The sequence below is a fragment of the Pontibacter sp. HSC-36F09 genome, assembly GCF_024171605.1.
Lineage (GTDB): Bacteria > Bacteroidota > Bacteroidia > Cytophagales > Hymenobacteraceae > Pontibacter.
The window spans coordinates 621,762-634,500 of sequence record NZ_JALKAA010000002.1 but is presented as its reverse complement, the minus strand read 5'-3'; the positions used below and the strand labels follow the sequence as shown (position 1 = coordinate 634,500).

At 50.6% G+C, this 12,739-nt stretch carries 9 protein-coding genes; 7 read left to right on the top strand and 2 right to left on the bottom strand.

Annotation, left to right across the window (positions count from 1 at the left end; translation table 11 throughout):
- Positions 1 to 57 precede the first annotated feature (57 nt).
- The 4 genes from L1278_RS08745 (at position 58) to L1278_RS08730 (ending at position 3,512) form a co-directional block, all read left to right on the top strand.
- On the top strand, positions 58 to 669 hold the full coding sequence (locus L1278_RS08745; RefSeq protein ID WP_253402938.1) for a GNAT family N-acetyltransferase: 612 nt from the start codon (positions 58 to 60) through the stop codon (positions 667 to 669).
- Positions 670 to 851: 182 nt separating this feature from the next.
- Positions 852 to 1,535, top strand: a complete 684-nt coding sequence (locus L1278_RS08740) for a pseudouridine synthase (protein WP_253402936.1) — start codon at positions 852 to 854, stop codon at positions 1,533 to 1,535.
- A gap of 117 nt (positions 1,536 to 1,652) precedes the next feature.
- Positions 1,653 to 2,936, top strand: coding sequence for an LVIVD repeat-containing protein (locus L1278_RS08735; protein WP_253402934.1), 1,284 nt, complete (start codon positions 1,653 to 1,655; stop codon positions 2,934 to 2,936).
- A gap of 18 nt (positions 2,937 to 2,954) precedes the next feature.
- On the top strand, positions 2,955 to 3,512 hold the full coding sequence (locus tag L1278_RS08730; protein WP_253402932.1) for a hypothetical protein: 558 nt from the start codon (positions 2,955 to 2,957) through the stop codon (positions 3,510 to 3,512).
- Here the strand turns inward: L1278_RS08730 and L1278_RS08725 are convergent.
- Entirely contained in the window at positions 3,502 to 4,476 is a 975-nt protein-coding gene (locus L1278_RS08725) for a YpdA family putative bacillithiol disulfide reductase (protein ID WP_253402930.1), read from the bottom strand. The two genes, L1278_RS08730 and L1278_RS08725, sit on opposite strands and share 11 nt — an antisense overlap.
- Before the next feature lie 189 nt (positions 4,477 to 4,665).
- Between L1278_RS08725 and L1278_RS08720 the strand changes: the two genes are divergently transcribed.
- From L1278_RS08720 to L1278_RS08710, 3 genes are all read left to right on the top strand, one after another.
- Positions 4,666 to 7,602, top strand: coding sequence for a glycosyl hydrolase (locus L1278_RS08720; protein WP_253402928.1), 2,937 nt, complete (start codon positions 4,666 to 4,668; stop codon positions 7,600 to 7,602).
- Positions 7,603 to 7,808: 206 nt separating this feature from the next.
- Positions 7,809 to 8,390, top strand: coding sequence for a hypothetical protein (locus L1278_RS08715; RefSeq protein WP_253402926.1), 582 nt, complete (start codon positions 7,809 to 7,811; stop codon positions 8,388 to 8,390).
- Between the two features lie 204 nt (positions 8,391 to 8,594).
- Positions 8,595 to 10,091 carry a DUF6056 family protein gene (locus L1278_RS08710; RefSeq protein WP_253402923.1) on the top strand — a complete coding sequence of 499 codons (1,497 nt, stop codon included), beginning with the start codon at positions 8,595 to 8,597 and terminating at the stop codon, positions 10,089 to 10,091.
- A gap of 233 nt (positions 10,092 to 10,324) precedes the next feature.
- Here L1278_RS08710 and L1278_RS08705 read toward each other — a convergent pair whose 3' ends face one another.
- On the bottom strand, positions 10,325 to 12,736 hold the full coding sequence (locus L1278_RS08705; RefSeq protein WP_253402921.1) for a TonB-dependent siderophore receptor: 2,412 nt from the start codon (positions 12,734 to 12,736) through the stop codon (positions 10,325 to 10,327).
- Between the last annotated feature and the right edge of the window lie 3 nt (positions 12,737 to 12,739).

Genomic DNA, 12,739 nt, shown 5'->3' with positions numbered 1-12,739 from the left:
TTTAATCACCCTTGCTTCAATTCTGATTTTGAATCTTAAATTTGAAATTAAAAAACTATGAAAAGCCCCGCTGCACCTCAACCTGTCGTACTGGAAACAGCCCGCCTATACCTGAGTGAGTATACGCCGGAGATAAGCAACCACCTTTTCACCGCATGCAGCGACGAGGAAATCAAGGCTTACCTAGGGTTAAAAACGGCGGAGGAACTGGCAGAGGAGAAAGATAAGTTCAGCAAGGGCTTCACCACCTATTACCATTCATTCAAGAACTTCAGGATACTGGAGAAAGCCACTGGCACCATGATGGGTCGCTGCGGTTTCCATACCTGGGTCGTCAGTCACCGTCGCGCGGAGGTGGGCTATACCCTACTCGAGGACAGCTACAAGCAAAAAGGCTACATGAAAGAGGCATTAGGCCCCGTGCTGGCTTACGGCTTCGAGGAAATGGGCCTGCGCCGCATCGAGGCACTGGCCGCCGACTACAACACGCCCTCCATCAAACTGCTGAAGCATTACGGCATGCAACTCGAGGGCGTTATCCGGGAGCATTACGCGGTAGACGGGATCAACGAAGACTCCGTACTTTACTCCATCATCCTCCCTGAATACGACCAGCTTAAACAATCATGGAATCTGCAGTTCAAAATTCATCAGCCTGAGCAGGTATAGCGTGGATTGTTAATTGCTGATAGTTGATTGATAGTTCTCAGAATCTGATAAATTTAATCGGTGCGCCTTTGGGCAAGTTAACGCTCTGTAATGGACTAGCTATTTTCAACCTGCCCCATGACGTTGCGGTGTAATGTCGCTACAATTCTACTTTCTAATTTCTGAACTTACTAAATTCTAACTTGAAATACCTTATCCTCAACAAGCCTTACGAAGTGCTCACGCAGTTTACGGACGAGGCGGGGCGCGCCACGCTCAAAGATTTTGTGCCTATACCTAATATCTACCCAGTCGGTCGCCTGGACTACGACAGCGAGGGATTGGTGCTGCTGACAGACGACAAAGCCCTGCAGCACCGCCTGTCTGACCCGAAGTTCAAGATAGAGAAAACCTATTGGGTGCAGGTGGATGGTATACCAACAGAAGAAGCACTGGAGGAATTGCGCCGCGGCGTCATGATCAAAAACACGAAAACCGCTCCCGCCAAAGCCGCTCTACTCGAAGAGGCCCCGCAGGTATGGGAGCGCTCCAAACCGATCCGTTTCCGGAAAGAGATTCCGACCTGCTGGGTGGAGATCAAAATTTCGCAGGGTATGAACCGGCAGGTGCGCCGCATGACGGCCGCTGTGGGTTTCCCGACGCTGCGCCTGATCCGGCCCGCCATTGGCCCATTGAGTTTGGGCGAGCTGCAACCCGGCGAGTACCGCGAACTGACAGCCGAGGAAGTGGATAAACTCAAAAGCCTGTCAACGGGCAGCAGTTTTGGTGCTGGCATTAAGACTAAGAGACCAGGTGGCGCTCCTAAAAGTACCGGCGGCCGCCACTACGACAGCCGTAACAATACCAGCAGGAAAAAAAGATCTTAAAAAGATTCTTTAGCACCATACAACCATTCCTAATACTTTGGGGTCCTGTAGTTAAGGGGCGTGTAACATCACATTACAAAGGCCGCTAATCTTATATCACATTTAGAAACAGCCCTTATGAGAAAAGGACCTCTACCCGTTCTACAACAGGCCATCGCCCTGTTACTTTTCCTTCCGGCCATGCTGTTGAGTTCCTGCGCCGACGAGTGTGAAACGACCACCACCTATACCGTGTATGAACCGGTGTACATGCTGCGGGCAGAACTGCAGAATGCTGTGAAGGTAGCGCCTGCACAGACCCTCCGGGAGCCGGGCAAGATCTATACAAAGGGTCATTACCTCTTCATCAATGAAATAGAAAAAGGCGTCCACATCGTAGACAACTCTAACCCCACAGCACCACGCTTCCTGAGCTTTATCAACATACCGGGCAATCTGGACATGGCAGTAAAGGGCAATATTCTGTATGCCGACAACTACATCGATCTGGTGGCTTTCGACATCAGCAATCCGCTGGATGTTAAGCTGGTCAACCGTGTTGAGAATGTCTTCCCAACTTATTTTGGGATGCTGGTGAATGACACCTCCTCGGTATTTATTTCTGAGTTTGTAGAGACACAGCTAACACAGCCGGCCGGTACCGACTGCAATAGTGCTGGCCTGGGTTGGCGCAATGGCTGGATGACGTTAGACGGACGTGCCTTCGCTTCGGCTTCCGTGGTGCAGCCTAGCAATTCGGCTGGCAAAGGCGGCTCGATGGCAAGGTTTACTATCTCCGGCAATCACCTCTATACTGTCAGCAACTCAGACCTGCAGGTGCTCGATATCAGCAATGCCACAGATCCGAAAAAGGGTGAAAAAATCAGGCTGGGCTGGGGCATCGAAACGATCTTCCCTTATCAAGACAAGTTGTTCATCGGCTCCACCACAGGCATGCACATTTACGACAACAGCAATCCGACAAGTCCGGTACACCTGTCTACCTACGCACACGTCAACAGCTGCGACCCGGTGGTAGTGGAGGGCGACCTGGCTTGGGTAACGCTCCGCTCGGGCAATGCCTGTGCCGGTTTCACCAACCAGCTCGAAGTGATCAATATCAGCGACCCGCGTAGCCCGAAGCTTGTCAAAACCTACCCGATGCAAAACCCGCACGGCCTGGGTATAGACCGCTCGACACTGTTTCTTTGTGAAGGCAAGTATGGACTGAAGATTTTTGATGCGAAGGATCACCTAAAGGTGAGCGACAACCTGATCTCCCATTTCAAGGAACACGATGCGTTCGATGTCATTCCGATGGGTAGCAACCTGCTGCTGATAGGTCAGGATGGCCTGTACCAGTACGACTACAGTAACCTGGAAGATATCAAGCTGCTCAGCAAGCTCCCTGTATCCCATTAATCTCCCTATCGCCACCCTATGAAATTTCTATACCTGATCAACCTGTTTCTTTTCACTTCCGGAATGACAATGGCACAGACTGTAGAACAGCCTGTAAAACGCTACATGGGCACTGTGGAGCTTGGCTACCTGTACGGGAACAACAAACAGGGTGATTTAGACAATTTTGTAGCTGCGCCTTCTGTGGAGATTTTCAATGGAGTCCGCTTGCACAGGCTCCTGGCTGTAGGCGCCACGACCGGGTTTGATTTTTATAACAACCTCCTGATCACGCCTTTTGCCCTGGGTATCCGTGGGGAGGTTTTTAACACACGCATCAGCCCAATCTATAGCATCGATGCCGGGTATGGCTCCGCTTTCCTGAGCCACGAATCTGACAATGAGAAAAAGAAGGGCGGCTGGATGTTCAATCCGGCACTGGGCTTCCGCGTCAGGAGTGGCAATGGCACCGCCTATACCTTTGCGACCGGTTACAAAACCCAGGAAGCAGAAACCAGCACGTTCTGGGGCAGCAGCATGACGGATCAAAAGATCACTTACAAGCGCGTGTCGGTGCAGCTGGGTTTTATGTTTTAATCTGCTCCTCTACGATATGCTTCAGAATCTTCACGGCGTGCTCCCGGGAGTTTTCGATGAACCACACATGCGTTTCCATACCACCGCACACCACACCGGCCAGGTATAGACGTGGCAGATTAGTTTCCATGGTTTCGGGATTGTGGAAGGGGTGCCGGTATACGTCATCCGATAGCTTTACGCCGACCTTCTCCAGGAAAGCAAAGTTGGGCTGGTAGCCGGTCATGGCCATCACGTAATCATTGGCAAGCGTTATTGTCCCCTCCGGTGTCTGGATATCCACTTCGTTTTCCCGCACCTCGGTGAGGTGGGAGTTGAAATAGGCCTTGATGCAACCTTCGGCAATGCGGTTTTCCAGGTCGGGCTTGGTCCAGTATTTGATACGCCCCAGCTCGCCGTCGCGCACCACCATCGTCACTTCCGCTCCTTTGCGCCAGGTCTCCAGCGCCACGTCCGCCGAAGAGTTGTTGGCCCCGATGACCACTACCTTCTGTTTGTAATAGAAATGCGGGTCGTAGTAGTAATGCCGCACCTTGTCAAGCTCCTCACCAGGTATACCTAGTTTGTTGGGTATATCATAAAAACCAGTCGCGATGATGACGTGCTTTGCCCGGTAGCTGGCCTTGCTGGTGCTGATCAGGTATAGCCCTTCCTGCTGCACGATCTCCGTCACTTCCTCAAACAGGTTAAGGTGCAGGGCACCTGTATCGGCCACCCGGCGGTAGTACTCCAGCGCCTCGTTCCGGTTTGGCTTGGCGTGGATGGAGGGAAACGGATAGCCGCCGATCTCCAGCCTGTCGGAGGTGGAGAAGAAGGTCATGTGCAAGGGATAGTTGAAAAGCGAGTTCACCAGCGTGCCCTTCTCCACGATCAGGTAGGTCAGGCCGGTCTTTTTTGCCTCCAGCCCGCAGGCCAGCCCGATGGGGCCACCGCCCACGATCAGTATATCGAGTGTATGATCCAATACGAATGTCATTAATAATTCCCGGCAGTCATAGCAGACTGCGCAGCATGTGATGGTATTACGCAAGTTAACAAGAATTAAACGAGCGCTAACCCTCATCTGGCATACAAAGCCTTTCCAAAATCCGGTACAATTCCTTAGCTTTAGAAACTCAAACAATCTACTCTAAACTATACCTACATCTACACAATGCAAAAGCGTATACTTTCTGTCGCGCTGCTGGTGGCCCTGAGCGGGGGCGCTGTGCAGGCTCAGAAGAAAGCACCCAAGCAGCCGGCCTCCACACCCGCCAAAGAAAGGCTGCAGACAACCGAAAAGCGTCAGCAACTCGACCAGAACTCCTTGGTCAAAAACGTGACCTTCCGCAACGTAGGCCCCACTGTGCAAAGCGGTCGCATCACCGACCTGGATGTAAACCCGAAAGACCCCACCAATTTCTACGCGGCTTACGCCTCGGGCGGTCTCTGGCGAACCACTAACAACGGCATCTCCTTTGAGCCGATCTTCGACAACGAAGCCGTGATGACGATCGGCGACATCGCCGTGGATTGGAACAACAACCAAACGATCTGGATCGGAACCGGCGAGAGCAACTCCAGCCGTTCCTCCTACTCCGGCGTGGGTGTTTACAAGAGCAACGACGGCGGCAAGACCTGGCAGCACATGGGCCTCGACGATACGCACCACATCGGTCGCATCGTACTTCACCCAACCGACCCGAATACGCTTTGGGTTGCGGCAGTAGGCCATTTGTACTCACCTAACAAAGACCGTGGCGTTTATAAAACCACGGACGGTGGCAAGACCTGGAAAAAGACGCTCTACATCGACGATAACACAGGGGCAATTGACCTGGTGATCGACCCGAAGAACCCGAACAATGTGTACGCGGCCATGTGGCACCGCGAGCGTCGCGCCTGGGATTTCGTTGAAGGTGGCAAGACCTCCGGCATCCATAAGTCAACGGACGGTGGCAACACCTGGACGCGTGTGACTACCGAAGGCAGCGGTTTCCCGACTTCTAATGGCGTAGGCCGTATTGGTCTCGACATTCACCCTGGCAACCCGAACATCATCTACGCTTTCCTGGATAATCAGGAGCTGCGTCCGATAGAGAAGAAGGAAACTAAAGCGGGCGAGCTGCAGAAAGAGCAGTTCAAAGGTATGACGACGGAGGCTTTCCTGGCTCTGAACGACAAAGACCTGAACAGCTTCCTCGACAACAATCGTTTCCCTTCAAAATATACTGCCAAAACAGTGAAGGCAGATGTGAAGAGCGGCAAGATCAAACCGGCTGCTTTGGCTGAGTACCTTGTGGACCCGCTGGCCGTGACAACGGAAGCTCCGGTGAAGGGCGCTGAGCTTTATCGCTCTGTGGATGGCGGCAAGTCCTGGAAAAAGACGCACGAGAAACCGATCGATGACATGTACTCGAGCTACGGTTACTACTTTGGTGTGGTGCGTGTGGCGCCTTACAACCCGGATAAGGTATACCTGCTGGGTGTGCCCCTGCTAACCTCCGACGACGGTGGCAAGACATTCCGAAACATCGAGGGCGACAACGTGCACTCCGACCACCAGGCGCTGTGGGTGAGCCCCGACAAGCCCGGCTACGTGATCAACGGCAACGACGGCGGCCTGAACATCACTTATGACGACGGCAAGACCTGGGCCATCGCCAACTCCCCTTCCGTTGGCCAGTTCTATGCCATTGCTGTGGACATGGAGAAACCATACAACATCTATGGCGGTCTGCAGGACAATGGTACCTGGTATGGCCCAAGCAACTACAAGTTCAGCTCCGCCTGGACCCAGAACGGCCGCTACCCTTACCAGCGCCTTGGTGGCGGTGACGGCATGATGGTGCAGGTAGATTTCCGTGACAACAACACGGTATACCTGGGTTCGCAGTACGGCAACTACACCCGCGTAGACAAGCGCACGGGTCAACGCGTTTCCATCAAACCAAGTCATGAACTGGGCGAAACTCCACTCCGCTTTAACTGGGAGAGTCCGATCCATTTGAGCCGCCACAACCAGGACATCCTGTACTTCGGGTCCAACAAATTCCACCGCTCCATGAAAAAGGGCGAGGAAATGCAGACGCTTTCCGGCGATCTGACCAACGGCGGTTTGAAAGGTGATGTGGGCTTCGGAACGCTGACATCCATCGACGAATCCCCGCTGAAGTTCGGCCTGCTCTATACGGGTTCTGATGACGGCGCTATTCATGTGTCTAAAGACGGTGGTTATAACTGGGAGAATATTTCCAAGAAATTGCCGCAGCACATGTGGGTATCCACGGTAGTGGCTTCTAACCACAGCGAAAACCGGGTATATGCTTCGCTCAACGGTTACCGTTGGGACGATTTCACGCCATACCTGTACGTGTCGGAGGACAACGGCAAGAAGTGGGAGCGCCTGGGCACTAACCTGCCTGCCGAAGCCATCAACGTGGTGAAAGAAGATCCGAAAAACCCTGACCTACTGTATGTAGGAACCGACCACGGCCTGTACATTTCACTTGACAGAGGCAAAACCTTTATGCAGATGCGCAACGGTATGCCAGCTGTGTCGGTGCACGACGTAGTGGTGCATCCGCGCGACAACGATTTGATCGTGGGTACGCACGGTCGCTCGATCTATATTGCCAATGTGGAGCACCTGCAGCAACTGACGCCGGAGATCCAAAACCAAAAACTGCACCTGTTCACGTTCCAGCCTACCAACTACAACCCACGTTGGGGACAGTCATGGGGTGCCTGGGGTGAGCCGACGGAGTCTTCGATGGAAATACCTTATTACACAGCGCAGACTGGTACAGCCACCATCCGAATCAATACAGATAAAGGACAGCTGCTGAAAGAACTGAAAGACGAGCACGAGCGAGGCCTGAACTACGTGGCTTACAACTTCTCAATAGACGAAGCTAACGCGAAGGCCTACGAAACAGCCCTGAACGGCAGTAAGAAAGACGGTGAGGAAGCGGTGAAAGTAACAGCCGCCGACAACAAAGTAATCTATCTGCAGCCAGGCAAGTACATTGTGGAAGTAGAGACAGCCGATGGTGCCAAGGCTACTTCTGAGTTTACTTTGAAAGCTCCTGAAAGAAGAAGCAGAAGCTAGTTTTCGCTTCGGCTATACCTAAAACAACAAAGGCAGCTCCAATGGGGCTGCCTTTGTTGTTTTATTCTTGTTTCTGTAAACTTGAGGCTGATGCTTTTCCATTACTGGCATATAAATTGTTATAAAAAATTATATGATATTTTATATATTGTATACATGCCTTGTTATTGTATTTCATCACTAACGCTTACCTAAAATTCAAACTTATGAAAATCAAACTTCTACTCTTCGCACTTCTGTTCGGCTACACCCTCTCCGCTATGACACAGGACAAATGGACTCCTAAAGTTGGCTACGGCATCGTATATGCCGGCAACGGCGATATACCTGGCCACTGGTTCATGGGTGGTATACAAACGCATATCTCGAAGCGCTCAGGTTTCGAAATACTGGCCACCGGAACTTACATTGAGCAAACCCGTCGCTGGGCCCCAGGATACGAGACCTTTCAGAAGTCGAATGGCATAGCGCTTGAAGGATTGTATAACCTGTTTATCAATGCTGGCCCTGTCCAGCTTTACCCGGCTATAGGCCCGGTAGTCAGGTATGCCAGCGAGCGGGAATTGCGCGGACTTTTCGTTCAGTATAATAGGCAGGGCGGCATCATGGAGTTTCAACCTGACGTGCGCTCCAGAAATGGTTTGCAGGCAGGCTATGTGCTGGCCCTCAACCTAGATGTAAAGGTAAAGCAATACCTCACCTTCGGACTAAGGGGCTCTGTTCAAAGCCTCCATGATGGGCAGCGCCTGGCCGCTGTGGGCCTGACCTTGAAAAATGCGAGATGGTGATTGTGTTGTACTAATATCATAAATAGCCGCCGTGCCAATAGTGATCTGGCTGGAGATGCTATACTTGTAGTAAAGGCAGTTCCGAACGAGCTGCCTTTGTTGATTAATGGTAATAATAATGCACCAAATAGTTTAACTTCAAATTGATTTGCTTTAAAAAGCATTTAAATAATCTTAACTTAACGAGATTATTTGCGATCAAAAATGTCACAAGCCTCTCAGCATAACAGTCATTCTCATGGCCGTGTTCTGCTTATACTATTAGGTATTTGCAGCATTCTACCTTTCCTGATTCTTTCTCTGTATGCCCATCCAACAGCTGATGACTTCAGCTTCGCTATACGGGATACAACCCTCAACTTTTACCAATCGCAGGTTGAGTTTTATATGAATTGGTCCGGCAGATACTTTGGCACGGCGATCGTTAGGATTAATCCCTTGACAATAGGGTCCTTGAAGCTTTATAAATTTTATTCATTCCTGACGATTTTATTTCTGATCCTACAGGTATACTTTCTAACTCACCTTATCACCAACAACAATGCAGGCAAACTGAAAGCCGCTTCATTAACCGCTATACTTGTTAGCCTATATCTGTTGGTAAACCCAAGTCCTGCAGAAGGTTTTTACTTTTTTACTACCTATGCTGCGTACCAGTTTCCTAACACTCTGGTTCTGCTAATGCTATGTATACTATATGCCTTTTTCGAAACGGATAGTGTAGTCGTAAAAAAAACGTTTATAGGAATTACAAGTTTACTATGCATTGCTATCGTTGGCTCAAATGAAATGTCGATGATAGTAACTTTTTCGACACTATTCTTGATACTAGTGGCGAATTGGAAAAATCAGAATGCTCGTCCGTATCTGCTATTCCTATTTATCATTTGTGTCGCTTCATGCTCGGTATCTGTACTAGCGCCCGGTAATTATGCCCGCATGAACGACCACCCTAATGCATCCAGATTTTGGTGGTCAACTATATATTCTGTGTTCTTAACATTGCTAACATTTTACAGATGGTTAGCACCTGTATTAGTCGCGTCTGTACTCTACATGCTTTACATTGGTCTTCCTTTAGCAGGCAGTGCTAAAAATCACCGACTTTTCACAGTTGATCTTCGACTAGCCTCCTTATATTTTTTAGGAACTATTTTCCTGATGTATTTTGTATTTGCGTGGTCTACAGGTGAGCGGGCTACCCCTAGAGTAGAGAACGTGATTTGCTTCTTTTTTATTTTCGGCTGGTTTTACCTCCTGCAAATAGTCATTACTACCTATGGCCATATGCTGAAGCATGAGCGCTTACTAACTCCTTTTATTCCAACTGCAGCTTTCCTGCTCTTTGCTTTAAACATATTTTCGATTGAGAGTAACGTAACTACTGCCTATGTCGATTTAATCTCAGGAAAAGCAGCTGCATATGATAAAACACTAAATTTGAGGTATAGTAGTTTGAAAGCCTCTGATTGTGAAGTATGCCCTGTGCCACCTCTTCCAACTATACCTAAAACAATTTATTTTTCGGATATATTAGAAGGTTCTAAAAACAACGATATGTGGATTAACAGAGGATTTGCTGATTATTGGCGGAAAGAAGCTGTGTATTTGACCGAACCTAATCCCCCTGTACAGAATAATCTTACTACATTGAGGGAAACAGGCAAAAGTAGTCTACGGGAAAAGTCATTAATAGAGTGATGCACGGGTTTTTAAAGACTTTACATATTCTTTTGAGTTTGAATAATGTGATTGATATTACAATTCTGATTTAAAGACTAACAGTACAATTGCAAGGATAGAATAGACCCAGTTTTAAACGAATATTCGTTCCTCTAATTGCCTTACTCTTTCTGAATCTTAAACCCTTTGATATGAATAAAACCTATCTACTTATTGGTCTTGCTCTTTAGTAAATTCAGCTCAGCTCATCTTTATATTGATGCCCGCACCGACAGCATAAAGTTCCTGCCCGCCGCGGCTATACCGGAGGAGTACGACCGGTAACGCTGGTCAGTGATGTTCTCTATACCTGCACTTAGCGACAAGTGCTGGGTCAGTTGGTAGAGTGCCTTCAGATTGAGTGTGGCCCAGGCCGGACTATAGGGGTTCCCGTTTCGGTCAGTGGCATAGAGGTAAGCTTTGTCCTGCTCTTCCGGGGCCAGTTGGCTATACCGGATCGCTCCGTTATACACAGTGTAGAGGTCTGACTTGAAACGGTTACGGGTATAGGTCAAACGGGCGGTACCGAAAGTGGGGGCGGCATGTCGCAAAGGTGCTTCTGTGCCATTGTCGAGCTCCTCGCGGCCTTGCTGCACATTATGCCTGGCGGCAAGGCCAAAGCCAGCGGGAAGCTTCAGTTCTATACCTGCCTGCAGGCCCCATACCCTGGCAAAAGCGGCATTCTGAACTGCCTGCACCTGGCTGCGTTCTCCCTCATACTCGATGCTGCTCTCGCTGCCCAGGGTATAGTCTCTCCGCACCAGCGCATCCTGCAGGTAAGTATAGAAAACAGTGGCGTCCAACTTTAGCACCTCCCCAAACGTTTTGGCCGCCCCTAGATCGGCATTGTAGGCGTACTCCGGCTTTAGATCCGGATTGGGTACCACCACCAGCCCCGGAGCCGAGTCGAATATCTTGCCAATATCGTCTACATTCGGAGAACGGAAACCGGTGGACAAATTAGTGCTCAGCTGCCAGGAAAGTGCAGGACTATACACCAATCCGGCGCTCCCGGTCACAGCTCCGGTATTGATTTCAGCGGAAGAGAAAGGAAGATTATAGAAACGCTTCTCAAACTTAGCATTCAGCAGGATGTGGTTATACCTGGCCCCTGTAAGCACTGTGAGTTTCTCGCCTGCTTTAAAGCGATAGGTAAGGAAGGCGGCATGCGAGCTCCAGTCGGCGCCATCCGGATAGCGTGAGGGCCCGGCCGTTGAAGTTCCGGTAACGACATTCTGGTCGGTGCCGGAGGAGTGCACTTTGTTAATGATCGTTTCCAGACCGTAGAACAGGTGATGCCGCTGCCCCAGCGCTTTTTCGAAGTCGAGGTTGGCAGAATAGGCGTTCACTTTTTCGTAGCGGTTATACCTGATGGCTTTCCCAAAGTCCCGGTTGTGGCGACTCTCCTCAAAGAGCTGGTGCGCCAGCCCAATGTTTAGCTGATCGAAGAGTTTATTGTTTGCCCGGTGTGTCGCCTGCAGGTGGTTCATGGCCCATACCTGTGGACCATAGTACCACTCCGCAGATCGGAGCGTCCCATTGCGGTAAAGGGTGAGCCGGTCGTAGCGGGGCACGTTGGAGGTGGTGGAATAATGGAAGCCATACTGCAGTTCCCAATGCTTGCTCGGCCTATACCTGATCTTCTGCATCAGGTTCAGCTGGTCGTAGCCGGTGTATACCTGTCGCTCCGGATCGGGATTGGTGATCACTTCGTCGTGCCCGTTTTGGGTACGCACATACTCGCGCCGCAGGTAGTCATCCGGCCCGTTTGAGCCCATGCGTAGGTCGCCGTAATCACTGTAGGTAGCGCTGGTCAGGAAAGCCCACTTTTTCAGGCCGTAGCGCAGGTCCAGGTGGCCGGTCTTCTCGTTGTTGGCCGAGGACCACCTCACGGCAGCATTTCCTTTAACCAGCGGTGTAGCGTCCGTCGCAAACCTGGGTGACAAGGTATAGAAGTTCATCACGCCTCCTATCGCATCGCTGCCGTACATGACGGAGCCCGGACCAAAAAGCACTTCTGTTTTTTCTGTGGCAAAAGGATCGAGCGAGATGACGTTCTGCAAATTGCCGCTCCGGAAGATGGCTGTGTTCATGCGCACGCCGTCCACCGCGATCAGCACCCGGTTGGTGGCAAAACCGCGGATCATGGGGCTGCCACCTCCGCCCTGACTCTTCTGAATATACACCTCCCCTGTCTGCCCCAGCATGTCGGCGGCCGTCTGCGGCTGTTGCAGCAGTACGTCTTTTGGCCGAATGGAAGTAACGCGCTGCGGTACCTCTTTAGCATCCTGCTGCCAGCGGGTGGCCGAAACGACCACGGTGGCCAGGGCAATTTTGTTTTCGCGCAGGTATAGCTGAAAGCCCAGTCGCTGAAGTTGCTCATACGACAACACTTTCTGTTCATAGCCTATCAGGCGAACCGCCAAGCTGTCCAGCCCTTTAAATGAGCTGACATCCGTCTGTCCTTTGCTGTCAGTAAAAATTGTTTGTGTTACGTTTATACCTGAGAGCTGCACCATCTCCAGCCGCTGTTGGGTCACCTGGTCTTTCACCGTCAGGACCTGCCCGAACGTGGAAGAACTGAGCAGGCAGAGCCATCCTATCAAATGCAGGAGTTTCTTCATGCT